Origin of the sequence: Bacillus sp. TH17 (genome assembly GCF_016651125.1) — a bacterium.
Lineage (GTDB): Bacteria > Bacillota > Bacilli > Bacillales > Bacillaceae_G > Bacillus_A > Bacillus_A mycoides.
In genome coordinates, this window is record NZ_JAEKEN010000001.1 from 617,102 (window position 1) to 643,163 (window position 26,062).

Annotated in this window: 25 protein-coding genes and 4 pseudogenes; 13 read left to right on the plus strand and 16 right to left on the minus strand. The window is 34.6% G+C overall.

The window, feature by feature from the left end:
- Position 1 precedes the first annotated feature (1 nt).
- The 6 genes from dptG (at position 2) to dnaB (ending at position 9,584) form a co-directional block, all read left to right on the plus strand.
- Positions 2 to 1,390, plus strand: a complete 1,389-nt coding sequence (dptG, locus tag JFT95_RS02985) for a DNA phosphorothioation-dependent restriction protein DptG (protein ID WP_201051345.1) — start codon at positions 2 to 4, stop codon at positions 1,388 to 1,390.
- Positions 1,371 to 6,455 (plus strand): DNA phosphorothioation-dependent restriction protein DptH, encoded by a 5,085-nt coding sequence (gene dptH, locus JFT95_RS02990; RefSeq protein ID WP_201051347.1) that lies wholly within the window; start codon positions 1,371 to 1,373, stop codon positions 6,453 to 6,455. The genes dptG and dptH overlap by 20 nt, the downstream gene beginning before the upstream one ends.
- A 285-nt stretch (positions 6,456 to 6,740) precedes the next feature.
- Positions 6,741 to 6,923, plus strand: coding sequence for a hypothetical protein (locus JFT95_RS02995; RefSeq protein WP_234813416.1), 183 nt, complete (start codon positions 6,741 to 6,743; stop codon positions 6,921 to 6,923).
- A 42-nt stretch (positions 6,924 to 6,965) separates the two neighbouring features.
- On the plus strand, positions 6,966 to 7,265 hold the full coding sequence (locus JFT95_RS03000) for a nucleoside triphosphate pyrophosphohydrolase (RefSeq protein WP_201053581.1): 300 nt from the start codon (positions 6,966 to 6,968) through the stop codon (positions 7,263 to 7,265).
- 175 nt (positions 7,266 to 7,440) lie between these two features.
- Positions 7,441 to 8,298, plus strand: coding sequence for a DnaD domain-containing protein (locus tag JFT95_RS03005; protein ID WP_201051351.1), 858 nt, complete (start codon positions 7,441 to 7,443; stop codon positions 8,296 to 8,298).
- Positions 8,295 to 9,584, plus strand: a complete 1,290-nt coding sequence (dnaB, locus tag JFT95_RS03010; RefSeq protein ID WP_201051353.1) for a replicative DNA helicase — start codon at positions 8,295 to 8,297, stop codon at positions 9,582 to 9,584. The genes JFT95_RS03005 and dnaB overlap by 4 nt, the downstream gene beginning before the upstream one ends.
- Before the next feature lie 92 nt (positions 9,585 to 9,676).
- Here dnaB and JFT95_RS03015 read toward each other — a convergent pair whose 3' ends face one another.
- A complete protein-coding gene (locus JFT95_RS03015; RefSeq protein ID WP_201051355.1) occupies positions 9,677 to 10,573 on the minus strand; it encodes a hypothetical protein in 897 nt (298 codons plus the stop codon).
- Between the two features lie 219 nt (positions 10,574 to 10,792).
- A complete protein-coding gene (locus JFT95_RS03020; protein ID WP_201051358.1) occupies positions 10,793 to 11,680 on the minus strand; it encodes a DMT family transporter in 888 nt (295 codons plus the stop codon).
- Positions 11,681 to 11,741: 61 nt separating this feature from the next.
- Between JFT95_RS03020 and JFT95_RS03025 the strand changes: the two genes are divergently transcribed.
- Complete coding sequence (locus tag JFT95_RS03025) at positions 11,742 to 12,194, plus strand: Rossmann-fold NAD(P)-binding domain-containing protein (RefSeq protein ID WP_242487599.1); 453 nt, start codon at positions 11,742 to 11,744, stop codon at positions 12,192 to 12,194.
- Positions 12,195 to 12,243: 49 nt separating this feature from the next.
- Here the strand turns inward: JFT95_RS03025 and JFT95_RS03030 are convergent, their stop codons facing one another.
- Positions 12,244 to 12,819 (minus strand): TetR/AcrR family transcriptional regulator, encoded by a 576-nt coding sequence (locus tag JFT95_RS03030; protein WP_201051361.1) that lies wholly within the window; start codon positions 12,817 to 12,819, stop codon positions 12,244 to 12,246.
- A 141-nt stretch (positions 12,820 to 12,960) separates the two neighbouring features.
- Here JFT95_RS03030 and JFT95_RS03035 point away from each other — a divergent pair, with 141 nt between their 5' ends.
- The gene (locus JFT95_RS03035) at positions 12,961 to 14,436 is read left to right on the plus strand and encodes an MDR family MFS transporter (protein WP_201051362.1); all 1,476 of its coding nucleotides are present in this window, start codon (positions 12,961 to 12,963) and stop codon (positions 14,434 to 14,436) included.
- 120 nt (positions 14,437 to 14,556) lie between these two features.
- Here JFT95_RS03035 and JFT95_RS03040 read toward each other — a convergent pair whose 3' ends face one another.
- The 6 genes and pseudogenes from JFT95_RS03040 to JFT95_RS29415 all read right to left on the minus strand — a co-directional run.
- The gene (locus JFT95_RS03040; protein WP_201051363.1) at positions 14,557 to 15,204 is read right to left on the minus strand and encodes a class D sortase; all 648 of its coding nucleotides are present in this window, start codon (positions 15,202 to 15,204) and stop codon (positions 14,557 to 14,559) included.
- Between the two features lie 160 nt (positions 15,205 to 15,364).
- Positions 15,365 to 15,931, minus strand: a complete 567-nt coding sequence (locus JFT95_RS03045; protein WP_201051364.1) for an excalibur calcium-binding domain-containing protein — start codon at positions 15,929 to 15,931, stop codon at positions 15,365 to 15,367.
- Between the two features lie 109 nt (positions 15,932 to 16,040).
- The gene (locus tag JFT95_RS03050; RefSeq protein ID WP_201051365.1) at positions 16,041 to 16,571 is read right to left on the minus strand and encodes a permease; all 531 of its coding nucleotides are present in this window, start codon (positions 16,569 to 16,571) and stop codon (positions 16,041 to 16,043) included.
- A complete protein-coding gene (locus JFT95_RS03055; protein WP_201051366.1) occupies positions 16,568 to 17,050 on the minus strand; it encodes a hypothetical protein in 483 nt (160 codons plus the stop codon). Before JFT95_RS03055 ends, JFT95_RS03050 begins: the two co-directional genes overlap by 4 nt.
- Positions 17,043 to 17,384 (minus strand): PadR family transcriptional regulator, encoded by a 342-nt coding sequence (locus JFT95_RS03060; protein ID WP_002169012.1) that lies wholly within the window; start codon positions 17,382 to 17,384, stop codon positions 17,043 to 17,045. The genes JFT95_RS03055 and JFT95_RS03060 overlap by 8 nt, the downstream gene beginning before the upstream one ends.
- A 299-nt stretch (positions 17,385 to 17,683) precedes the next feature.
- Positions 17,684 to 17,776: pseudogene (locus JFT95_RS29415) on the minus strand (YjcZ family sporulation protein); the annotation flags it as partial.
- A 275-nt stretch (positions 17,777 to 18,051) separates the two neighbouring features.
- Here JFT95_RS29415 and JFT95_RS03070 point away from each other — a divergent pair.
- Positions 18,052 to 18,288 carry a hypothetical protein gene (locus tag JFT95_RS03070; protein ID WP_002087264.1) on the plus strand — a complete coding sequence of 79 codons (237 nt, stop codon included), beginning with the start codon at positions 18,052 to 18,054 and terminating at the stop codon, positions 18,286 to 18,288.
- Positions 18,289 to 18,414: 126 nt separating this feature from the next.
- On the opposite strand, the pseudogene JFT95_RS03075 reads toward JFT95_RS03070, so the two are convergent.
- Positions 18,415 to 18,729 (minus strand): annotated as a pseudogene (locus tag JFT95_RS03075) (DUF4352 domain-containing protein); the annotation flags it as partial.
- A gap of 189 nt (positions 18,730 to 18,918) precedes the next feature.
- Between JFT95_RS03075 and tnpA the strand changes: the two are divergent.
- Positions 18,919 to 19,188 (plus strand): annotated as a pseudogene (tnpA, locus tag JFT95_RS03080) (IS200/IS605 family transposase); the annotation flags it as partial.
- A 35-nt stretch (positions 19,189 to 19,223) separates the two neighbouring features.
- The gene (locus JFT95_RS03085; protein ID WP_085309502.1) at positions 19,224 to 20,303 is read left to right on the plus strand and encodes an RNA-guided endonuclease InsQ/TnpB family protein; all 1,080 of its coding nucleotides are present in this window, start codon (positions 19,224 to 19,226) and stop codon (positions 20,301 to 20,303) included.
- An 87-nt stretch (positions 20,304 to 20,390) separates the two neighbouring features.
- On the opposite strand, the gene JFT95_RS29835 is transcribed toward JFT95_RS03085, so the two are convergent.
- The 5 genes and pseudogenes from JFT95_RS29835 to JFT95_RS29425 form a co-directional block, all read right to left on the minus strand.
- Complete coding sequence (locus JFT95_RS29835) at positions 20,391 to 20,543, minus strand: hypothetical protein (protein ID WP_181150758.1); 153 nt, start codon at positions 20,541 to 20,543, stop codon at positions 20,391 to 20,393.
- Between the two features lie 549 nt (positions 20,544 to 21,092).
- Positions 21,093 to 21,194 (minus strand): YjcZ family sporulation protein, encoded by a 102-nt coding sequence (locus JFT95_RS03095; protein ID WP_000505688.1) that lies wholly within the window; start codon positions 21,192 to 21,194, stop codon positions 21,093 to 21,095.
- Positions 21,195 to 21,854: 660 nt separating this feature from the next.
- The gene (locus tag JFT95_RS03100) at positions 21,855 to 23,030 is read right to left on the minus strand and encodes an MFS transporter (protein ID WP_002140622.1); all 1,176 of its coding nucleotides are present in this window, start codon (positions 23,028 to 23,030) and stop codon (positions 21,855 to 21,857) included.
- Positions 23,031 to 23,318: 288 nt separating this feature from the next.
- Positions 23,319 to 23,630, minus strand: coding sequence for an ArsR/SmtB family transcription factor (locus JFT95_RS03105; RefSeq protein WP_002087249.1), 312 nt, complete (start codon positions 23,628 to 23,630; stop codon positions 23,319 to 23,321).
- A 193-nt stretch (positions 23,631 to 23,823) separates the two neighbouring features.
- A pseudogene (locus tag JFT95_RS29425) lies at positions 23,824 to 23,925 on the minus strand (TetR family transcriptional regulator); the annotation flags it as partial.
- 244 nt (positions 23,926 to 24,169) lie between these two features.
- Between JFT95_RS29425 and JFT95_RS03110 the strand changes: the two are divergent.
- Complete coding sequence (locus tag JFT95_RS03110; RefSeq protein WP_201051368.1) at positions 24,170 to 24,796, plus strand: VanZ family protein; 627 nt, start codon at positions 24,170 to 24,172, stop codon at positions 24,794 to 24,796.
- Between the two features lie 125 nt (positions 24,797 to 24,921).
- Entirely contained in the window at positions 24,922 to 25,557 is a 636-nt protein-coding gene (locus JFT95_RS03115; RefSeq protein WP_201051370.1) for a hypothetical protein, read from the plus strand.
- A gap of 244 nt (positions 25,558 to 25,801) precedes the next feature.
- Here the strand turns inward: JFT95_RS03115 and JFT95_RS03120 are convergent, their stop codons facing one another.
- Positions 25,802 to 25,909 (minus strand): YjcZ family sporulation protein, encoded by a 108-nt coding sequence (locus JFT95_RS03120; protein ID WP_000505673.1) that lies wholly within the window; start codon positions 25,907 to 25,909, stop codon positions 25,802 to 25,804.
- Positions 25,910 to 26,062: the final 153 nt, after the last annotated feature.

Here is a 26,062-nt window from a genome sequence, read left to right on the forward strand (position 1 = left end):
AATGATTGTAAGAGAGAATTTAGAGGATTTGAAAAGTTCGCTGAGTATTAAACCAGAAAAATTAGGGTTAAAACATACAATAAATAAAAAAGCTCCGCTGTTACCTTTCTCTACCCGAGGAACAGAGCGGGCAAAATTCGCAAAAGGGTTTCAGGGAGTATTAGGAGAGTTTACGCGTCTAGTCAGCGGAAATAAGTTAAAAATGGAAGTTAACCTAGAAGAACTTATTGGAGAGATTAGTAAATCTGTTGATGTATCAAAGCAAGATAAGTCGCAATTTGAACAAATACTACGTACCTTTCTGCAGGATAGTGATAATACAATTAAAATTTTTCATTTGCATTTGTTTCAATATTTACCATTAAGTGATAAGGCTGATAAAAAGGGAGAACAAGATATTGCTAGATTCCTTTTAGACGTCTTATTAGGTGAAAAAGAAACAGTAGAAGAGATTTTTGGAAAAAGCGATTCAACAGATTTAATGTCACGTCTTGTGTTAAAACAATTAAATCATTTGGAGAGCGACGAAAAAGAACGCCGTCCTTATATTAATCAAATTCCATTTATCTCGAAGCTATTCAAAGAAGATTTTCAATTTTTAGTGGAACATAAAGATTATTTTAGAACTCATTATCACTTGTTTCTTAGTTATTATTACTTTTTATATATTACTCAATTGACTTTAAAGCTTTCACAAGTTGGGAAAGCGAACTTTAGTGAGAACAATGAAGTTTATTTTACACTTGACTGGGAGTCTACGAGTAAGAATAGAAAAGGTTATACTCATGGTTATCAAATGATTAAAGATACAGGTAGACATTTACTACTACATATTAATTGCTTAGAACATTTAAATTTCCTAATGGGAGTAGAAAAAGCAGGTGGCTATCCTGAATTAAAGGAAACATATCAGCAATTATCAGATGAGGATAAAAAAGTATTTTTAGAGATGCTTTGTGATTGGGTTATGGAATATAGAGGACATTTAGGTCTTGGGGCTTATGAAGGAAATTTAGAATTAGAATATGATACGCTTGTACAATCCTTATTCCGTAGTATAGAAGAAGCCTATGAAAAAGATACGATGCAAGGACCTCGACATAGATACTCTTTATCAATAGAAGAGGTTGGAAAAAAATATTTCTTAAAAACTCGAGGTTCACTTGGTTATATGCTTAATATTAGTCAAGATATGTTGTTGCTACTAACAGCATTGAGTTTAAAAAAGGAAAGAAAACCTTTGAAGCAAGTATTCATAGATTTAGAGGCTAGAGGCTTATTCTTTGATCGGTACTCAAAAGAAGAAATTGTACAGTTATTTGATAAGCTGAATTTAATAGACAAAAAAAGTGATAGCGGTGATGCACAGTATGTTAAACCAATTTTATAATTATCTTTCAGATAAACTAATAAATTATTTAGAAGCAGAAAATCTTAGAGGTGGAGAGCGATTTTACCTTCAATTTGATAATCATGAACAAGTACAAGCATTTTATGACACATTAAAAGAACAAGATTTATCGCAGGCGTTTTATTATCAGCATAAGCAAGGAACTCCATACGAAACGATTGCTATTAAGGTTTCAGAGGAAATGAAAGTAGTTGTTGCGACTACATCGGCAAATGTTACTCCAGACTTTCTAGTAACACTTCGTAATGAAGTCGGTGAACAAAAGGATGTTTGGGAGAAAACAGCTTTACTTAGTATATGTCATGAGACACTGGACAGTATTAAGGGTGGTAGCAGTGATTTGCAAAAAGAAGGTATGCCATTTAATGTGAAATCAATTTTGAAAACATTAAAAGAAGAGATTGAAACTTCTTCTCTAAATAAAGAGGAGAAGGAAGTACTTTCATTTTATTTACGTAAAAAATTAGATGATACAATTGTGCGACCATCTCTTTGGGATTATGAAGAAATTCTTGGATTTTTATCAAAACAAGAGATTGCGAGAGAAGATTATTCTAATCTAGGTATTTTTTATGATGAAAATTTAAATCAATTTACTTCAGCTCAAATGAAAAAAAGGCTAGAAGAAAATGCTTCATTTTTTGAGAAAGTACAACATATGCACGAGTATGAGCATTTAGAGAGTCAATTAGAAAAATTATTCGATGAAAAAGGTGTGTCTCGTCTAAAGAAGGAAGATTGGCAGCAAGCGGATTATGTTCTTATTAAAGATTCTTACGACAAAATGACTGAAATAGATCACCCTTTAGAATATATTGAATCAGCAAAGAAATATTCAAAAGAAGGTTTGCTATATTGGGAAAAAGCACAAGCTGAGACAAAGGCTGGGAGACGTAAACGTCATATTATTGTTTTTAATCCTACACAGATAAAAAATATCAACCTAAACTTTGAATTTGAAGAAAAGTTAAAGAAGGAATACATTCATAAAAATTCACAAGGTTTTTGTGGAGTATCTGGGAAAAAGCTAACTGTTAGTTTAGTGCATAAGCAAAATGTGACTTCATTCCATAAAGTTGTATATACACATAAAATGCAATCTAAGTCGAAATATGAGTTTCATATTGCTGTTGTAGAATGTGAAGCCTCGTTTTTACAATCTCTCCAAACAATTTATGAAGTGAATATGAATAAGAAAAATATAGTTATGAATAAAGCCGAAGAATGTATTGTTTTTGGGGATATTTCTAGTGAACCAGAAGAATTATTTATTGAAGAAGATGCACAGATTATAAATTGGCAAGGAGGAAGTTTTGAAGTCTCTGAATCTTCCCCTGCATGGAATGATGATAGCTTATCCTTTTCTGTTCAAATTGAAACAACTTTAATCCCTATTCTTATTAGAGAGCAAGTTGCAAAGACTGTTCCAGTATCAGGAGAAAGGGTATGGAAATTAAAAAGAGAACATCAAGAAAGTTTCGAATATAACCTTGATACAAATAAATTAAAACAGGGTGCAAGGGAATTTTCAGCACGAGAAGGATTTCGAAATTATTTGCAAGACGAGAGAGTATGGATTGAAAATGAAATTGCGTTTGCAGTAAGAGGAGTATCAGGTCTAAATAAGGTTGAATTAGCAATTAATCCATCATTGAGAGATGCGTACCAAGAATTATTAAATTACTATAAATTTAATAATACGGTTCCTAGTCTTTGTTTTGTGGATGATCAATTAAGAGAGCTATCTATAAGATACTTGAAAGCTTTTAACGAAAGCGTTGCTCATATACAAGAAAATGTAATGCTCAAAGAAGAAGAAAAGAACCTGTTTAAATTGGGGGCTATTGAAGAGGAACAAAGAGTTATACTAACACCGTTGCATCCTCTTAATGTTGCCTACCAGTTAAGTATTAATGATGAAATTAAAAATGAAGTAGTTGAAATGCATATTTTAAATCGTCTGCATCCTAATAATCTATTGCCATATATATATGGACAGAATGATGAATTGTATCGTCCAGTTTCTCAAAATGAAGCGCCTGAATGGATCGTTTATGAACCGCTTCATAAGGTTGCGATTGGAGAATCTAATGCATTTTTAGCTAATGTAGTTGAAGAAAAGCTTCAACAATTTGTGGAGCATTTCCAATACTTATTTTTACAAGAATCTAAATCTCCGATACGAATCAATGTTATTAATATAAATAATGATAAAGAAGTTGTAAGAGGGTTAGTGCATTTTATTAAGAAGCAGATAGATAAAAAAGGACCATCAAAAATTATACCAGTAGAGGTTGCTTTATATCATGAGAATAGTATATTAAGTGCCTTTGAAAAGTTTTCTATTTATGATGATGTTCAAAAATTCGAGGAGTTTTTTGAATTATCGTTAGCATCAAAGAATCTTGATGCCGTAGACGTATTAAGGCTGATTCGAGAAAATGTTTTCTACTATAAACTTATAGGTACGAAAGAATATGGTTACGCTCATATTTCATTCTATAAAATGATTTCAAATGAAAAGCATGCGAAAAGTACAATGGAAGATATTGAAACAGGATTATCTTTAAATGGAATGTTATCATCTCTATCATCTATTAGTACAGAAGTAGATTATCGTACGGGCTTCGGGCTGAAAAATGTATTGAATAATGAGCATTTGCTAATTCAAACTGCTAGAAGAATGAACGAATTAGGAAGTAATTTAAATAACGATGGTACAAACCCTTACCGTAAGAATGAAACAATTGTTACGAGAACATCTACTTATGATGAACAAGTTCTAGAACATTTATATGAGTCTTCTTATTGGGTAACATTTATTGAGCCTAATGTAGGTTTAGATTTCTTCCAAGAGTCATCACGTAATTTATTGGTCATCCATTATAGTGATCAATATTCTTCATCAAGCCAGTATGATGCAATTACAGTAACGGATAAAGCAAGACAGTATCGAACAGTTATTGAACAGTATTTGGCAGAAAAAGAAATTGTATCGACACCTGAAAAAATCAATACAGCTATTAGAGCTTTCAATAGTTTAAATGGTGAGTGGTTGCTACGAATTATAGGAAGTAAGGGACAATTCTCAAGAGAAAAGTTAAGTATTATTTCGGCTGTGAAATATATATTAAGTGCGCTAGATCATGAGAATATTTTATGGGTTCCTATCTCATTAGAAGAAATATTACGTGTTGCTGGAGCAGTAAAGTTAACGAAAAGTGAAGGGGTATTTTCTGCGAAAAATCTAGGTGGAAAAGGTGCACATAGTGACGATTTACTGTTAATCGGAGTAGAAATGCAAGATGATAAATTATCAGTGCATTATTATCCAGTGGAAGTAAAAATTGGTTTAAATCAAGACAGTGCTATTGCAAAAGCGAAGGAGCAGATTAATGCTACTAAGCAATTGTTTGATACGCAACTTTCTAAAGTAAGTGAAGATGGTTTACATGTATTTAAACATAAGTTTTTCCGAAACTTCTTTGTACAGTTATTGCTAGCGAATGCAGAGAAATTTATTGCAAATAACATTTGGCCAGAAAAATCTTATGAGAAAATTGAAGAACTAAAGAAAAAATTATTAAATGATGATTATGAAATGAGTGGAGATTTGGATAGTAAAATTGGGAAAGGTGCGATTTTATCATTCAAAAAAGAACAAGCATGGAGATCCATTAAAATCGAAGAAGATATTTTATTAGTGGAATTAACCGAAGAGGATGGATATGAAGGAGTAGTCGAAGAAATTGAGGCACTCAAAACAAAAATTCATTCTGGTGGAACTGATATTAATCCAGATAGATTATTGAATAAGAATCATGACTCCAATCAAGAGTTAAAAGATTCTAGCAATAAAGTCGTTCCAACTGTATCTCATTTTCAAGGGACGGTAGAAGAAAAGGAAACAAAGGGATTAAAAGACATCCGCGTTCTACTAGGAACGGTAGAGGGATCGACTCAAGAAATATATTGGGAATTCGGAAACCCAGAGTTAGCAAATAGACATATTTTAATCTCGGGTAAATCAGGGCAAGGTAAGAGTTATTTCATTCAATGTCTGCTTCTTGAACTGGCGCAAAATGGAATTTCTAGTATGATATTTGACTATACAGATGGATTCAAGAATTCTAAGTTAGAACCGGAATTTAAAGAGAAGCTTCAAGATAATATTGAACAATTCCTAGTAGCAAAAGATAAATTCCCAGTAAATCCATTTAAACGGAATCAAAAAGAATTGGATGAAGGAATTTATATCGATGAAGATAATACAGATGTTGCTGAAAGAATTAAAAGTGTATTTTCAGCTGTATATAAAGATTTAGGTATTCAGCAGCAAAACGCTATCTATGAAGCGGTAATGCGCGGTTTAGATAAATATGGCGAGGGTATGAATTTAAATTATTTATTAGCAGAGCTAGAAGAAGATACTTCTGGGCCGGCTAAAACAGCAAGGTCACAAATTAAGCCGTTTATTGATAAGAATCCATTTAACCCCAATTCTGTATATGATTGGGGAGGTATACTGAACCAAAAAGGTAAAGTGTTTATTGTACAATTAACAGGCTTTAATAGAGATGTACAGCTCATGATTACAGAGTTTATCTTGTGGGATATTTGGAACTACCAATTACATCATGGAGATAAAAATAAACCATTCCCAGTTATATTAGATGAAGCGCAAAATCTTGATCATAGAGAAAAATCACCAAGTGCCAAAATTTTAACTGAAGGAAGGAAATTTGGCTGGTCAGGTTGGTATGCGACACAATCATTAAAAGGCCAATTTACAACGGATGAAATTTCAAGATTACAGAATTCCAGTCAAAAAGTGTATTTCATGCCACCGGAAAATGAAATTAGTGCCATTGCATCAAATCTTGCTCAAGATTCAGCTGTACGAAAAGAGTGGGAAAAACGACTTGCAACATTGAAGAAAGGTCAATGCATTACTTCGGGACCAATGTTACAGAGGGATAATACGTTGAAGTCGGGTAGTCCTGTAATTATTAATATTAGTGCGTTGCAGGATAGATTGAAGTAGTAATTTTATAGTGATATGAAAGTTTTTGAAAACCACCTTGGACAGTATATTTGTTTGGGGTGGTTTTTGTATTGTTAATCATGTTGAAAGCTAGAAATAATAGGAGGTCCTCCTTGCCAAGGCTTTTAAAATTTTTAAGTGATTTTCATAGAGCGCAAGGTGAAGGGAATTCGTGACTAGATAAATTCTTAGTATTTAAAGAGCCTGTATACGGTTGATCTTTTAATTTAGCGGAGATATAATAGGTGAATCATAAAAATGAAAGGGGGAAGAGGGGTGAATTTTATGATTCCTTTGACTGGTATTTCAATCTTGTTTCTCTTCTATTGGTGTGTTGTGAATCAATATATTGTAGTTAAATGGAATGTTATTTTTAAGAAATTTAATGAAAATGTGGTATTTGGGATGTTTATTACATGTATGTTATTTTGGCTGCAGTATTTATTCCAATTGCTTTATGATAGATAATCAGTTTTATTATAGAAGAAAAACCAACGGAGGGGAAATCCCATACCACTCCACAACAAACTAATCCGAGACAAAATCCCACAAATAATAAAAAACAACGGAAAAACACCCACAACAAGAATTCTACCTGAAGACGAATACATAAAAGAAATCTGCAAGAAAACCGAAGAAGAACTATCCGATCTACTAGAACTAATAAACGCCCTAGCCGAATACGAAGGCACAACACTAGAAGAAATCAACAACATCCGTAAAAAGAAAGCAGAAGAAAGAGATGGCTTCTCAAATCGAGTCTTCCTAATCAAAGTAACCGATAACCAGCCCCTTACATACCCCTTATAAGCCCCTACCAAGTAATAAATCACTAAGAAAAAACACAATAAAACAAAAACACCAACAAACACCGTAGTAGTAGTCAAAAAAAATTTGAAATAACACGCCAAAAACCCACCCCTCCTACCTATATATAGTACAAAGAGGAAATTTTCATTTTTGAATGGAGACAGGAGGAATTAGGATGGCGGTGTATCGTAATGTGCAGGTGAATTTTTGGCAGGATGATTTTGTTTTGGATTTGACGCCGGAGGAGCGGTATTTTTATGTTTACTTATTAACTTGTTCGAAGACGACGCAGTGTGGGATTTTTCCTTTTCCGAAGCGGTTAGCTGAGATGGAGACGGGTTATAACAGGGGGACTGTTGATAAGTTAGTGCAGCGCTTCATTGATTATGGGAAGATTCTTTATGATGCGGATACGCGGGAGTTATTCGTTTTGAATTGGCTTAGTTATAACCCTGTGACGAATACGAATGTGGAGAAGTGTGTGCTTCGTGAGCTGAAGGGTGTGAAGAATAAGGAGTTTGTACATATGTTTCTTCAGAAGTGCGTAGAGGAGGAGTTGAATGTTCCGATGCTTTTAGCACATTTCGGTATGCCGAGTGATTTGGCCGTTCGTGATGTTGATCCGGTTTGTGAAGAGGCGGAAGAAGAGGTTATAGAGGAAGAAACGGGAAGTCGCGTGTTTTCTTTTTATGAGCAACATTTCGGTAGTTTGTCTCCTCATACTGTGGAGGAACTGAGTGCGTGGATGGAAGATTTGTCAGAGGAGCTTGTGCTGAAGGCTCTTCAAATTGCGTTTGAGAATAATAAGCGGACGGTTGCTTATGTGAAGGGAATTTTGAGAGGTTGGCACGGGAAAGGATTTACGAAAGTGTCTGAGGTTGAGGGGAATACGACTCAGTTTAGGAAGAAGGATTCGTCTGATAGTACTGGGGAGACGGAGGAGTTTTTGACGAGGTGCGAGGAGTGGGAGAAGAATGCGCTGTCAGAGGAAGAGCTGCAGCGGTTTTTAGCGGAACGCGGGTGGCGTCCATGAGTATTCAAAATGTGGAGGCGGAAAAGACGGTGTTAGGTTCTCTTTTAATTGATGGAGAGCTTATTAAGGAGTGCCGTTTGACGGAGCATTATTTTTCTATGCCGGTGCATAAGTCTATATTTCGGTTAATGCGAAAAATTGAAGATGAAGGGCAACCAATTGATCTTGTGACGCTTGTTTCTAGGATGAATCCAAATTTTTTGGAGAATATCGGGGGAATGGAGTATTTTATAGCATTAATAGAGGGTGTGCCTACGACTGCCAACTTCTCTTATTATGAGGGGCTTGTTCGAGGTGCATGGAAAATGTATCAGGCTGGCGTTCTCGGGCGCAAGATGGGAGAGCGTCTTATTGCGGAGAAGAATGAGAAAATTATTGGTGAGACGATTACGGAGCTTTGTGAGTTAGAGGAAAAGGACTGTGTATGTGAGTTTGATTTGAAGGATGCGTTAGTTGGTTTGTATGAGGAGCTTCATCAAGATACGAAAGAGAATACTGGTATTGAGACTGGTTATACATCGTTAAATAAGATGACGTGCGGATTGCAGGAAGGGGATTTTGTCGTCCTTGGAGCGCGTCCTTCTATGGGGAAGACGGCGTTTGCGTTAAATATCGCACTGCATGCGGCGAAGTCTGGAGCGGCAGTTGGATTGTTTTCGTTAGAGATGAGTAGTAAGCAATTGTTAAAAAGGATGGAGTCTTGCGCGGGCGAAGTGTCAGGAGGTAGGCTGAAAAATCCGAAGCATCGTTTTACGATAGAGGACTGGGAAAAGGTGAGTAAGGCGTTCGCGGAGATTGGGGAATTGCCACTTGAGATTTATGATAAGGCCGGTGTTACAATGCAGGATATTTGGATGCAGACTCGTAAGTTAAAGAGGAAGCATGGGGATAAAAAGCTTTTAGTCATTGTGGATTATTTGCAGCTTATTACGGGCGATCCGAAGCATAAGGGCAATCGATTTCAAGAGATTAGTGAAATTTCACGTAAGCTTAAGTTGTTAGCGCGTGATTTAAATGTTTGTATAGTAGCATTGTCGCAATTGTCTCGTTCCGTAGAGTCACGTCAAGATAAGCGTCCTCTTTTATCAGATTTAAGAGAGACAGGGCAAATTGAGCAAGATGCGGATGTCATTATGCTTATGTATCGTGAAGATTATTACGATAAGGAAACGGTGCATAAGGAGATGACGGAGATCCATGTGGCGAAGCATCGGAATGGGCCTGTGGGCAGTTTTAAGCTGAGATTTTTGAAGGAGTTTGGGCGGTTTGTGGAAAAGGAGAATTAGCGCATCGTGTTTGGTGTGGATGTTGAATAGGAAAAGTCTGTTATGATTTTGGGTGTGTAGAGATAATTAAAAAGACTAGTTTCCTAGTCTTTTTAATTTAAAAGCTCTTCAATATATAAATTCGTTAAAGGAGTATCTTTGGCTTTTTGTTCAGCAAATTTATATTCATAAACATAACCGTTTTTATCTACAGCATAATAGCCAGCAACAAACATATTTCCGTTATGGCTATCTTTTCTTAAAAGAAATAAACTCATTCCTTCATCTGTAGGATCATCCAGATGCTCTAATTCAAAATCTTGAGGGTTTTCTTTACTTGAAATTAAGTAAGTTGTCATTCCAGCTTCGATTTCTGAAAATCTAAAAGCGCCTTCTTCAATTGTTGAAGGAGCCTTGAAAGTTTTATCAGTCAACTGCTTCTTTAACTTTTCTTTATCGGTGTTTGGTGATGATGATGATTTTTGTGCAGTTTCCTTATTATTTTCCTTACTATCACTATTATTCTGATCCGGATATTCATTCGTTACTTTTTCAGTATTCAAATCAATAATTTTAAGGTTACTTATAGTTGGTGCATCTAAGCCGCCCATTTCGAACATAATAGCATAATTTGAAAGTATTTGTATGACTTGTCCACCGCCGCGATTTGTGGAGATTGTACCTTTTGTATTGGAGTTTTTCTTAAATTCCCAACCAGCATCTTCAAGGCTATTATCCCAAGGAGAGCCTGTGTAAATACTGTAGATTTTTTGTGCTAATTTTTTATCTAATTCATATGTTTTTTGTTCTTTGTTTGGTTTAGATTCTAAATCAGCAAGTTTTTTTGTTAATTCTTTATTTGTTTTTTCTAGGGAGTCTTTTTCCTTTTGAACAGTTTGTAATTCAGTATTAGAGTTAGTATTTTCATTTGCTTTACTTGGAGTACTATTACAGCCTTGTAAAAGTAGTAGTGATGTGGCGAGTGTGAATATGACTTTAATCTTTTTCATAAATACCCCTCTTTTTCTCTTTTATTTCCTTTTATACCATATAACGTATAATAATATTCGTCAAATTAACTTCCGCTAATATCAAATACATAAAATATGGTGAGCGAGTTGGAAGGGGAAGATTCTCAACATTAAAACACCAGTATCGTTTAGATAAATACTGGTGTAGAGAGTGAAAATTATTTTCTCTGGGGTATGTTCATCTATCTTAAAAAATACCTACTCCACATTCTTCTTATAATTAACCCGCAACAACCCCTTAAAATCCATCTCAGCAATCAACACACTTAACAATATAAGCGTCGCCCCTAAATAGCCTTTTCCTGTGAGCGTTTCACCTGTGAAAACAAAGGCAAATCCTGCTGAAAAGACAGGTTCTAATGAAAAGATAAGTCCCGTATGTGTTGGCGTAGTGTATTGCTGGGCGATAACTTGCACGATGAAAGCGACTGCGGTGCAAAATATGCTTAAGGCTAAGATGATTAGCCATGAGTTGATCGTGCTAGGAAGTTTTGGGGTTTCCATCACTAATGAAAAAATAAGACTAAATAGGCCGACGAAACCGAGTTGTATGACCCCGAGCGCAATCGAGTTCACATGTTTTGTTACGTTTCCAGTAATGATGACGTGAATCGCATAAAATAAAGCAGATAGTATGCAAAATATATCGCCGTTACCAATCTTGAATTCGCTAGTTAATGTTAATAAGCCGATTCCTATTATCGTTAAAATGATTCCTAATATAACTTTCTTTTCAGGAATGTGTTTTAAAAATATAGCTGATAATATCGGAATGAAAATGACTGTGAGACATAGTAAGAAACCAGCATTAGATACACTTGTATACTTTGTACCGAAAGTCGCGGAAATATAGACGATAAATAAAACGGAAGCTAGTATAAAAGTATATTTTACAGTTTTAAAATCGACTTTGAATAAATGTTTGTAAAATATTAAACCTGATAAAAGAAAGGCAATAATAAATCGTAATGCGATTAAATTATATTCTTCTATGCCATCAAGTCCAAGCTTTGTAAGTAGGATGGATGCACCCCAAAAAAATGTAACTAGTAGTAGCATTAAATCAGCTTTTAATTGAATTTTCATTTCTATTCCCTCGTTATGTATAATTTATGATTCCATACCCCTATCCCCATTGTTTATTTTAATGTTAATTCTGAATATTTGGAACAAAAATTTATCGACGTTTTTTTCTATAGTTACGTACGACTTAACGTTATCTACCGCAAAAACATTAGCGAAGTTAAATCCAGACATGACATTCATTTACGTATCCGGTAGCGGCACAGATAGTACAGAATCAGGACGTACGATGTGGGCGAGAGTGAAGGGAAGAACGGAAAATGAGTTATTACGTTTACCTTTCAAATCTGCTTATATGTTTAGACCAGGATTGATCATTCCGGCAAATGGTGTGAAATCAAAAACGAAATCATATCAATTGATGTATGATGTGATGAAGCCGTTGAACTCTCTTTTGAAGAGATTCGGCAGTGTTATAACTTCTGAGCAGTTGGGAAGAGCTATGGTGCGAGTTGGGAAAGATGGATATTCTCGTTCAATTATAGAAAGTTCGGATTTGAAGAAAATCGGTAAGTAATAGTATGTAAAAAACGCCTATTTCATATAGGCGTTTTTTTGATGGGGAATTATTTCTTTTCAAACTGAAAAATATCCCGGTTAATAAGTTGGTGAAGATATTGGTCCATTTCAGCGGCAGAAACGCTTCTTTCATTTTTAAACCACCATGTGCTTAATGAGGTGATTGCCCCTGAATAAAATTCAATGATTAAATCATTGGACATCGTATGATTTTTACACAGTTGATTTAACGCTTCTATTTCTTGTTTTCTCGTTTCATGACTTAAATACTGTGTCCGGTTAATAAATTGTTCATCAGACATTTGCGTTTCTAATATTTTACCGATTTCTTCATGATGTAGAAATTGTTCCATTACTTGAAATGGTTTACTTAATCGATCTGAAACCGGTATTCCCGCAATCATCTTGCTGTATCGTTTAAATCCAAATGCTAATAAAGCATCTTTATCTTCGAAGTGTTTATAAAAGGTTGTTCGGTGTACCATCGCACGGTCACATATTTGGTTAATCGTGATAGTACTATATTTCTGTTTTGATTGCGTCATTAATTCAAATAAGGAATCCCATAGTAATTTATGTGTACGTCTAATACGTAAATCAAGTTGTTTTTCATTATCATTCATCTACAATTCTCCTTTTTTGTAGATTAAATATACAATGGCTGAAAATTGATTCTCCCTTTTTAATCTACATATGTATATTATATTACATGTGTTCCGGTGTATTTAAATTTTTTTAGTAAGAAACAGGAGGAGAATCTGTAAATGAATATGACAACAAAGAGCCCTACAAGTGGCAAAGTTGATACTTCTAATATGAAACATACCCCGATTTTAATCGCATTACTTTTAGGGACAATGGTTGCATTATTAAACGAAACGTTACTTGGTAATGCGTTAACTGTATTAATGAAAGAATTTGACGTAACAGCTTCAACAATCCAATGGCTTTCTACAGCATACATGTTGGTGGTTGGGGTTTTAGTCCCGATTACAGCGTTACTTCAGCAATGGCTCACAACGAGACAAATGTTTCTGATCGCTATGGTAACATTTTTAGTCGGTACATTAATTGCGGGATTCGCACCGACATTTTCTATTTTATTAGTTGGCCGTATCGTCCAAGCTGTAGCGACGGGGTTAATTTCACCGTTATTAATGAATACGATTTTACTTATTTGTCCGCCTGAAAAACGTGGTGCCACAATGGGATTAATCGCACTTGTGATGATGGCAGCTCCAGCGATTGGTCCTACATTATCTGGAGTAATTGTGGATTCATTAAATTGGCGCTGGTTATTCTATATTGTTATTCCTATCGTGATCATTTCAATTATGATTGGGATGAAATACATTCAAAATGTTTCAGAGTTAACAAGGCCAAAAGTGGATTATCCATCTATTCTTTTATCGACATTAGGATTTGGCGGGCTTGTGTATAGCTTTAGTGCATCGGGTGATTTAGGATGGTCTGATGCGAAAGTGTATGGCACTTTACTTGTTGGGCTTATATCACTATGTATTTTTGTCGTTCGACAATTAAAAATCGAGAATCCAATTTTAGAATTACGTGCATTTAAAGTTCCGATGTTTACAATATCAGTTGGATTAATCGTCATTGTGATGATGTCGTTATTTTCAACGATGACTTTATTACCGATGTTCTTGCAAACAGTTTTACTCGTTACAGCATTTAAATCAGGACTAATAATGCTTCCAGGAAGTATTATTAGCGCCATAATGGGACCAATCGCAGGTAAACTATTTGATAAATTTAGCCCGAAAGTTGTTATCGTTCCCGGCATTGTGTTAGTAGGGATTGCAATGTTCTTATTTAAAGGCATTACTCCTGACACATCAATGGTACAAATTATTGTCATGCATAGCGTATTAATGGTCGGGCTCATGTTTGTAATGACAGCACAAACATATGGATTAAATCAATTAACACCAGATTTATATCCGCACGGAACAGCACTGTTTAATACGTTACAGCAAGTAGCTGGCGCAATTGGTACGGCTATCTTTATTTCGAAAATGTCTTCAGGAACAACTAAGTATATGGAAAGCTCAGCAAATCCAATGGATCCAGTAGAGAAGTTAAACGGTTTAACATCGGGATTCCAGGGTGCATTTACACTAGGTTTAATCTTTATCGTTATTGCTTTTATCGTATCGTTGTTCTTAAAAGCAGAGAAAAAGGAAGTAAAGGCAGCGAGGGTTTTACAGAACGAGAATTAAGAAGTTGTAGGTTCATGTAAAAAGACATCTTCACGAGTGGGAGATGTCTTTTTATTGGTACTGTGTTTAAAAAGGAGCCGTCACCTAGTCCAAAAAAATCGACTTATGGGACAGCTCCTTTTAAGTTTTAGAAACTAAAGATGCTTCAATGATGTATCTATCTGGAGCATCGCCGATGTAGTTGAAAGGATAACATGTTGTTAATGTTAATGTAGGTTCGTTTGTTTCTACAATAACAGTCCGATCTTCTGCATCTGTTATCCAATGTTTGTTAATGCTGTATGTGTATGTTTTATTGTCATATTCTACAATCAGTTGGTCATTTTCTTTTAGCTGACCTAGTTCGGTAAATACAGTATCTCGATGTCCACTTAAAACTGTATGACCGTTTCCAGATGGGGTAGTCGTTAATTCGCTTACAAACATGCCCACACCTTTTTTTAGTACTTTATCATCAGTTCCCCAATATATGGAGTATTTCTTTTGTATTTTAGGAATGATTAAATATGCTACTTTTTGTCCTAATGGATGATTTACTTCTGAAGACGGAATTTGCACAATTTCTTCATGAGTTTGAGGAGTTTCTATTTTATCTTCATTGTCTTCAGTAGGAGCTGTAATGGGTGTTTGAGTTTCGTATTTTTTAATTTCACTAGATGCTAAAGATTCCGCGGAACTTCTAGCGCTATACCATTCTATAAAACAATAAGAAAAAATCGAAATTCCAATTATAAATAAACATAAGCCTATCCATTGGTATATTTTCATTTATAACACTCCATTTTAAAACGATAGGGAGAAGCTTGTCGTTTTAAGGAATTATTTTATCCCGCTATTTGTGGGAGTTTTACTGCCCGTAAACGCCCGATTGGTGAGGGCTAATAAGCAGTGGGGGATAAACAAAACCCCCACTGTTTAAAGTTTCACTTTATGCGTTTGTTTTTTTACGACGGAACATTAATACAGAACCAACGGCAGCTAAACCTAAGCTTGCTAACATCATTGTAACGCCATTTGATGCTGTGTTTGGCAATTTTTCGCCTTGTTTTTTATTCTCTTTTTTCACAGCTGTATTCGTGTCTTTCTTTGTTTCTTTTACAGTTGTTTGAGGCTTAGTTTGTTCTTGTTTTTTGTTTTCTTGTTTAGCAGGTTCCTGTTTAGTATTCTCTTGTTTAGCAGGTTCTTGCTTAGTATTTTCTTGTTTAGTTTGTTCTTGTGGTTTGTTTTCATCTTTTTTAGTGACTTGTTTACTAGCGATAAATTGGTCATAATCCCCTTTTTTTACTTCACAAGGTAAGCCATCGTTGTCACGATCTAGATCGTGAGGGTCGTTAGTTGCACTATATCCATTGTTGTGCCAGAACTCCATAACTTCTTGTTTGTTTTTGAAGTGCCCACAATTTTTGTCGTTCGGATTTTTTGCTGCAAATGTAGAAGAGCTATATCCTACTGTTAAAAGTGTGAAAGCTGTTGCTGAAACTAATAATTTTTTCATGATTTTCTCCCTTTTCCCAATATTATGTATTACATTGAAATATTTTACATACAAATATTCGAAAATACAATAGTTAAAATTAAGAAATGTAAGATTTTTTTAAAAAATCTTACATTTCCTCCGTCGTAATATCATACTGCAACAACTGCCCCTGATCATAAAACCTCTCAAAAATAAGCCCCATTACATAAAAGAACACTAAACCGAAACAAATATGAATGAGCGTAAAAGTAGCGCCAAATGAAGAAAATTCATAGACCATAATCGGTAATTTCGCAGTTGTCCAAACACCTAAGAAAAATACGATGTACCTAATGCTGGCGCCTTTTTTTAATAGTAGTGCTGCAATCGGAAAGGCAACATAGAGGGGACCAGCTGCAATTCCGCCTAATAATAGAGAGAATAATATTCCATATATGCCGGACTTTTCTCCCATATATTTCATTAGTGTTTCTTTCTTCACCCACTGATCAAGTAACCCTACAAATATTAGGACAGGGGGGAGTAGAAACAACATATCTAAAATGCTATTCCCCGTTAATTGTAATGCGCTCCATCCTAAAGATTGGTTTATAAAAGTTAGAATGATAAGTCCAATCAGCAAAATGAAAAAGAAGCGATATCTTTTTAGTTCATTCATACCATCACCACCCAAATGATATATGAGAATAGGAGTGACATGAGTAATGCAGATGTATTACGAGCGTAAGCAAAGCTTCGTCCGAATATCTTTTGTTCCATAGGCAAGGTTGTAATTCCTACTGACATTAGTGTAGACATGAGTGCCGCAACTTGAGGAAGACCTGCGCCGTGCTGTACTAACGTATTACCAAGTGGGAACACGATAAAGCTTGGGATAAGTGCCACAGATCCGAGTAGTGCTGAATAAATAATACCTAAAAATCCAGACTGTTCTCCAATGATGGAAGAGATGAAGGACGGCGTTAAGATAGAAAGTGATAGTCCAACGAAAAGCATAATGGAGAGCATGGCAGGGAGGAGGTTTCGAAATATTTTCCATGATTTTAATAGGGCAGCTTTCGTTTTATTCCGATCCTTCATAAAAGAAATCCCCGTAAGAATAATGGCTAAAGTGTAAAGGATAGCGCCATTAATCATGATTAGATTCCTTTAAGTCTTTATATTTGTCTAAGAAAAATGATAAGTTTTTCATTTTTTCCTCAATATCCATTTGAAAATCCGCTAATTGTTCTTTTCCGGCTGTAGTAATTTTGTACATCTTTCTCGGCTTATCTGGAACTGATGTACTTACATAAGATTCAATCGCACCTTCGTTTTCTAATTTCTTCAGCGTGCGGTAAAGAATGGCACTATCGATTGGATTGACCGGAAGTTCTTCGTCACATTTCTGAAGTAGCTGCCCGCCATAGTTATCACCTTCTGCTAAAAATAACAAAAGAAATGCACCTGTATGTCTTCCTGTATGCTTCATGAATATACCTCCTAGAATGAATTAGAATATATACTGTTAATGACAGTATACTGTTGTTAACAGTATATGGTGCATGAAGTGCTATGTCAATTTAAAAATGTTACTGAGGGGAAATGGCAATTCATGTTTTAATCTTGTTAAATAACAAAATAAAAGCCTACTGTTTTCTTGTGACAGTGGCTTTCATAGTTGGTAAACTACTATATTACGCTTAGGGAATCTCGCACTTTGATAGTAACACATATATGTTAGCCCTATATTGAGAAATAAAAAAAAGACACTCTCAAGAGTGCCTCTTATTAGCAGCCGAATCCGCCGCCCCAACAGCTAGCTCCAACGATGATTAATAAGATAAAGAGCACAACAAGTAAGGCGAATCCACCGCCAAAACCACAGCCTCCACCACAACTACCACCATAGCCTCCACAACTACCACCATAGCCTCCACAACTACCACCATAGCCCATATTAACTCCTCCTTCCATAAAGTCCATATATTAATGGATTTATATCACTTTATGTTTTTACGGATAAACTTGAGCAGGTCCTTTTGAAAAAATAAAAGTACTCGGTATTTTAAAAGAGTTGACGAACTTATTTTTGTCACGAGTATTCCGCTTATTACATATGGTATTTTATTCTGTGCATTGGGGGAAAGGAGATCGTTATGGCTAATTCTGAGATGATATTACGTTTACTTACGGATTTAAAGATTGAGCAGCAAGCTTTAAAAGAACAGCTGGAGAAAATGCAAACAGCTTTGAGTATTCTTGAAGAAAAACCAACTATTCTTGAAGAGAAATCAACTACTCTTCAAGAGAAACCAGTTGTTACAAAGCAACGTGGACATTCTGGGTTTCCAACATCTTTTCGTGATTGGAGAGCATCTTCTCAAAAGAACTAAGGAATCCTGTTATAGTGGGTTATACAAAATCACAAATGAAAAAGTACAGTCTACTGTAGTTAATACAGAGGCTGTACTTTTTGTTATGCTAGTAAAAGTGGTTTATCTATTTTATATTTTCTTTGACTATTCCACTTTTAACTCGATACCTTTACCCAACATATCGCCACTCACTTTTAAAGTTAATCCTTGCGTATTTTTCGGAACATCGAATACAATGTTCCCTTCCGAATTTTCATTAGGATTAAGAACACCAAATTTAAATGTAGCAGTATTTGCAGCTTTAAGTACTAATTGAGATTCATTAGAAATGTGATATTCTCTTCCGGTTCCGTCAATTAATTTAAAGTTATTGCTATTTAGTGTAATGGGTTCCTCTTGACGATTATAAACTGCGACGTCTAATACTTTAAATATACCTTGTGCTTTAACTTCTCCATTACAGCCCTTTCCGAACGAGAAAGCCCATTGCCTTTAGGCATGGGATGAAAGTGAGGTTGGATACGGAGTACCACTAAAAATCGTAAGGTTCGTGGTACTTTAAGTATCCAAAGAATAGGTAGTTTCTTTGGGTCTGTTTGTTGTAATTTTTAGAAAATAAATGATACATTGTAACTATGATAAATGATTATAGAAGAATGTTTCAAAGTGTTGGTTGAAGAGATATGTAACGATCTTGATATTGTTAGTATCGCAATGGAATAGGATACCAAACACGTTCATTTGTTTTTAAATACACTGTCAACACTTAGTCCTGCTGATACAAGGGCAAAAATAAAAGGAGTGACATTAAAGTGTTTGAGAGAAGAATTCCCTCATCACAAGCACTTGCAAAGTTTATAGACGCGTTCCCATTTTGTTTCTACTGCTGGAAGTGTATCAAATGAGACAATAAAATAGTATGTTGAGAATCAAAAAACAAAGGGGTGAAACGTATGTCACAGACCCTAACAGTGAAAGTGAAATTGCTTCCCACAAAAGAACAAATTCGTTTATTGGAACAAAGTAGCCGAGAGTACATTAAACTCATAAATACACTTATATCTGAAATGGTTGAAACAAAGGAAAGTACGAAAAAAAGTACGAAAGATATTGAAGCGAATATACCAAGTGCGGTGAAGAATCAAGCAATTAAAGACGCGAAAGGCTTATTTGCTACAAAAGTAAAGAAAAGCAAGTATAAAATCATTCCGATTTTAAAGAGACCTGTTTGTGTATGGAACAATCAAAATTATTCATTTGACTCCACTCATATTTCAATCCCGTTTAAGGTAAAAGGAAAGTCAACTCGTTTAAAGGTCCGTGCTTTATTAATCGATAAAAAAAATCGCAATTTGGATTTGTTAAAACATAAGTTGGGTACACTTCGTATCACAAAGAAATCGAATAAGTGGATGGCCCAAATATCTGTCACACTTCCTACAAATGAAAGAGCAGGGACGAAAATTTTAGGAGTAGACCTAGGTCTCAAAGTCCCCGCGGTAGCAATCACAGACGATGACAAGGTTCGTTTCTTTGGGAATGGTAGGCAAAATAAATATAGGAAGCGTAAGTTTCGTAGTGTTCGTAAGAAGTTAGGAAAAGACAAAAAAGTGAATGCGATTCGGCGATTTGATGATAAAGAACAAAGATGGATGCAAGATAAAGATCATAAAATAAGTCGTGAAATCATTGATTTTGCAATTGCTAATCATATTTCTGTCATTCGTTTAGAGCAACTAACGAATATAAGACAGACGGCAAGAACAAGCCGTAAAAACGAAAAAAACCTACACGCTTGGTCATTCTATCGTTTGTCACGATTTATTGCGTATAAAGCAACATTAGTTGGTATTCAGGTTGAATATGTAAATCCGGCTTATACAAGTCAAAGCTGTCCGAAATGCGCTGAAAAGAATAAGGCACAAGACAGAAAATACAAGTGTCCATGTGGGTTTGGGACACATCGTGATATCGTTGGGGCGATGAATATTCGCTACGCAACTGTGATTGATGGTAACAGTCAATCAGCCTAAGCACCTATATGGTCTGGTTTAGGAGGGGCAATGAGATGCCCTCATCTTGAAGGCTGTTTAAAACAGAAATGGACTGCGAACGTTTAGTCATTCAAGAATCCCACCCGTAAATCCGTAAGGATTCGGGCTTGCGACTTTAGTCGTGGGAGTCTCAATGCTAGATGTATCATGTGAACTGCAAGCTGATAATCCAAATAAGAATGTGCTACATAATAATGATGTTAATAACTTTTTGTTCATAGTTTGTTCCTCCAAAATAAAAGTACTTTCATGGGTGCCATAATGATTTAATAAATCTATATTTTTCTTTATATGTATTAAATGTTACATTTTATTATATTTATTTTGGGATAAAAAGGAAACTTGATGCAAATAAACAAGACACTTTGCAGTGTCTTGTTTATTTAAGTTATGCGCATTACTTAATAAGACGTTAGTTACTCATCCTGAACATGAGTAAATATGTAGGGTAGTTTAATTATAACATTTTAACCAGTAATGGGTCTATATGGAATTTTTAATATTTGTTTTTAATTATTCAGAATGATACATGTGGTGAAAGGTATATATTATCTATAATAATTGTATATATAACTAGCCTTGTAATGAGTTTCTACTATATTTGAAATTGAAATATAAATGAAAAGAAAAGCACAAAGAAGGGGCTGTGGAATATGGGCGCTTGGGGAACTGGATTATTTGTATGTCACACTAAAGACCGAAAGTGATGGAGAGCTTTTTATTACAAAGAAAAGACACCCATATAAGAGTGTCTTTTCCGATAGTTTTTTAGCAGAAGCAAGAAGCTCCAACAATGATCAATAAAATAAACAATACAACTAGTAAAGCAAAGCCGCCGCCACAACTACTACAACTACCACCAAATCCCATAATAGTTCCTCCTTTAATAAGAGGGGAAAACAAGGGGTCACTCATGTATTTTAACGGATTCAATTTACTTTATGTTTTTTACGCAATAATTGAGCAGGTCCTTTTGAAAATAAAGAAAAGACACCCTAAGGTGCCTTTCTCCGACTTGAACCATCTTAATTTTAATAATATTGGACTCCCGTCCGAATATTATTTTACCATGTTAAGTTGTTTTTGGAAATATGCCATATCGATAATTACAATACACGTTTTAGTTTTTAAATTATTTATCTTTCTAAAAGTTGAAATTAATAAGAACCCCATAAATGATAAACCATTCCACTAACAAAAAACACTAATCCTAAAAACAAAACAATTAAAGCAAGTACTCCATTTTGATTATGTTCCATAAAATTAGCTCCTTTTAGATTTATTTTTATCCCGCTATTTGTGGGCAGCAGGGTTCCCACCTCAAAATTCAGCTGGAGCAAAGAAGTTAGGTGGGAACCCTGCGGCCCGTAAACGCCCGATTGGTGAAGGCTAATACTCAGTGGGGGATGAACAAAACCCCCCACTGAGTAAAGTTTCACTTTATATACAAAAAAGCCTTTAGTCGTAATTATGGCTAAAGGCTTTGATCATTATACTTTTTAGTTTATAAAATTTGAAACTGAAAATGTACTAACTTGATAATGAAGCCTGGCTATTAGAATTGAAAAATTTTAGTTTTATTATAATTAATAGAAATGAGAGTAGTGTGAAAATGAATCCGCTCCAAATAAGTTGGTGAATACCTAAGTTTGAAATGAACCAGCCTCCAATAGTTGTTCCTAAAGTAATTCCGAGATTTGAGAATGAAACGAATAGGCTATTACCAAATTCAGGCGCTTCTTTTGCTTCGCTTATTAACCATGTTTGACCAACAATTAATCCACCAGCATGTACGATTCCCCAAATGAATACGATAAAAATCATTGGAACAAGGTAGGAACCTAAATAATAAACCAATATGTAAACAATAGAATATAGGATAGGGAATAATATTACTGTATTTACTATACTTTTTTGCAGGAGACTACCAAATAAATGATTGCCTAAAATCATAACTATGCCAAATATGAATAGCATGATACTGATGAGAGATCCATTCATGGAAGTTACTTTGGCAAGGTACTCAGCGAAGTAGCTGTATACGGAAAACATGGCTGCAAAAAGGAATGTGACGGTTAAAATATTTAACCATAATCCTGGTTTGCCGAGTATACGAATTTGTTTGCCGAAAGACATTTTTTCTTTAACAGGCATAGAAGGAAGTAGGATTAGTATTCCAATGAATGCAAGAGTGTTAACAAGCGCTCCGAATAAGAAAGCAATTTCGAGTGAAAATTGGTCTGCAAGGTAAGAGGTTAGTGGTACACCTAAAGCAAAGCCAACAGTAATTCCCATGAAAACTTTTGTAACCGCTTGACCGCTCTTTTCTGGAGGGACAAGTTTAGCAGCTGTTACAAGAGCAATTGAAAAGAAGAGTGGGTGAAGTGCTGCCGGTAAAATACGGAAAATAAGCATGATTTCAAATTGTGTTGTATAAGCGTAGATTATATTTGAAATAACAAATGCAAAAATTGCTGTTAATAAAATTATTTTGCGATTAATACTAGAGACGAGCAGAATTAAAAACGGACCAGAAATAGCAACAACTAGTGCAAATATACTTACTAAAAATCCAGCTTGTGTAGTTGAAATTCCAAATTTTTGAGTGATTTGTGGTAATACACCGACAATACCCATCTCGGTAGTAATAATTCCGAACACACCTATTGCGAGTGTCAGAATAAGTAAAGGATTTACTTTTTTCATTTATAAAACTCTCCATTCGTATCGGTATTTTGAAAGTAAATTCATTAACAAAGAAGCATTATTACAAGTATGATTGGATGCCAATATTATCTGGACTATGTAATTTCAAATACAATAACAGATATCTAAATAACTAGATATGATATATTAAAAAATTTTCTCCTTTCTATGTTTCTTGCTTTTATAGGTAGTGCAATTTTATAAAAAAATAATTGGATGCCTGTAAAAAAGCAGAATGTGTGAAAGCTAATAATCAATTGATATGTAGATTGATTAGTAGCTTTCATTTTATAATTCGTTTTGAACGTATTCAGAAAACTCTCGTATTGTTTTTTCATTTCGGCGATAGTATGTCCATTTTCCAATTCGGTCAGAGTCTAGTAATCCTGCCTTTTTCATTGTTAATAAATAACTAGAAATAACCGATTGGGCTAAGCCAGTTTTAAGCTGGATATCTCCTACGCACACTCCAACTTGAAAGCTAAGGCCTTGCTCTAGATAAGGTTTTTCATCGAAATGGTTTTCTGGATTTTTCAACCATGATAAAATTTGACATCTTGTTTCATTTGACAATGCTTTATAAATTAATAAAGGTTCCATAAGGATATTATATCTACTTTTATAGATTTGTAAATGGGTTTTGGTGATTTTAAGGGGAGAAGGTATACGTGAGCCCCTTAAATAGGAATGAGGTGCTCTTGATCTGTACCTTTTGTAAAGGACATTCTAAAAAAGTTAGGCAACCTAAAAAAGATGATTTCTGTATGCAAACAGGAGTCATCTTCTTTAAATTCTATTGATAGCAAGAGTGATTATAGTACGTCATATATTTCTTAATTTCATGTTTTAACTGAACAAACGATTCACATGATTTTATATATGTTTCATCGGTTAAAACACTACGAGGTTTTCGTGTGCAAATGATAATATTGTTAGGTTTAAGCATGTTGTTGCCTAGCTATCAATGGCGGATTCCTAAGAAGAGTAATAATAAAACCCAACTGAAGATTTAAGAAAAATTTTATGTTTACCCCATTTTTTATTTTAAAAGTTTTTCCTATCCTATAAATGAGTTACATCAAGAAGGATACTAAAAACGATAAAGTCATAGATGAAAATGTAAAGTTAGGGGATTCTGCATGGATACAGAAGTTTTGATGAGTTATTTGTATACTTATTTCTTTACTATTATTTTTTGTATTGTGTTTCAAATTGGGTTTTATTGTAAAGCGAAAAGAAATATATCTATTGGGCATTTTCTATGGGTATATGTTTTTCTATTCTACCTTTCGCTAGTATATGGGGTGACGCAAATCGCGACTGTATGGGATATAAGTAGATATGAAACGTGGATTCGTGTAAATCAAATTAACTTGACTCTATTTGATACGGCAGGTAGTACTACGTATCTTTTGAACATTTTGCTGTTTATGCCGTTAGGTTTTTTATTACCGACTATTTGGCCACAGTTTAGAAAAATGACAAACACCGTATGTGCGGGATTCTTTTTTTCATTGGCAATTGAGTTAAATCAATTACTAAATAATAGAATTACAGATATTGATGATCTATTTACGAATACCCTCGGGGCAATTGTTGGGTATGTAATATATAGAGTTTTATTTAAAATGTTTAAAATGATATGTAAAAGAAAGGGGAAAAAGCTTGATACGAACTCTTCTTTAGTCATAAAATACGAAGCTATTTTTTGTTTAGTTTGTTCGTTTGTAGGTGCGATGTTAATTTATTATCCTGGAGACCTGTAAGCTTCCAATAAGATTACGATCTATTCTAGTTCTCCACGCTTAAACACGGTAAAATATGGATAATTCATTGCATTTTCTAACTTAATAGATATAGTTTATGTATTACATGATAGGTAGGTGTAAATATGTTACATGTTCAATTATCTCAATACTTACTAAAAGAGTATCGACCTGCTTTTCATACAGATGAAAAACGAGTGTATATGTTAAAAGATGAAGGATTATCACCGTATCCTATCTATTTAAATCGTCCTATTATGATAGGAGTGGGGACGAATTGGAATCAGCATACAGGATTTGAAGAAATCATTAAAGGATTTATAGGTGCACTTAACAAACTTCCTATGTATATGGTATTTGAAACTTATTTGTGTAGGGACTTTATTGAAGGGTTTTTAGAAGAGAATAAATTTCATTTTGAGCTGATTTTTACTAATAAGAAAAGGAATACGAACTTTTTTAAGGTGTTAATTACTAATAGTGATGATATAACTACACTTATGAAGTATTTCTTCCAATCAGCACAAGATTCTCTTTATACGTTATTAAGTTATTCAGCGGACTTTAAAATTATCAGCAATAATACTGGTGAGATTGGATTAAAGGCTGACAGTTTCTATCCAAGCTTTTCATTTATGTATGATGCGCAAGAATTATTTATTATTGGCGGGGAAGAAAAATGGTCAGATATCCATTATATAAAAAGATTTTTTCATCTTGAGCAGATTACAGATGAGCTAACTATTGATGTAAGAAAATGAATTTAATGATGATGTGTGTGTTAATTATATAAGTTTTGGATCTAAGGAATTAAAGTTAGTTGAGCAACTTTGTGTAGGGGAAGGATTATTTATATGTCACACTAAAGACCGAAAGTGATAAGGTGCTGTATAAATAACTAATTTGGATGACTTGAATGTATAAACCTAAAAACTTTCCTTTATGGAGAGTTTTTTATTACAAAGAAAAGACACCCATATAAGAGTGTCTTTTCCGATAGTTTGTTTAGCAGAAGCAAGAAGCTCCAACTATGATTAATAAAATAAACAATACTACTAATAAAGCAAAGCCGCCAGAAAATCCACAGCCGCCACAACTACCACCAAATCCCATAATAGTTCCTCCTTTAATAAGAGGGGAAAACAAGGGGTCACTCATGTATTTTAACGGATTCAATTTACTTTATGTTTTTTACGCAATAATTGAGCAGGTCCTTTTGAAAATAAAAAAAAGACACATTAAGGTGCCTTTCTCCGACTGGATAAC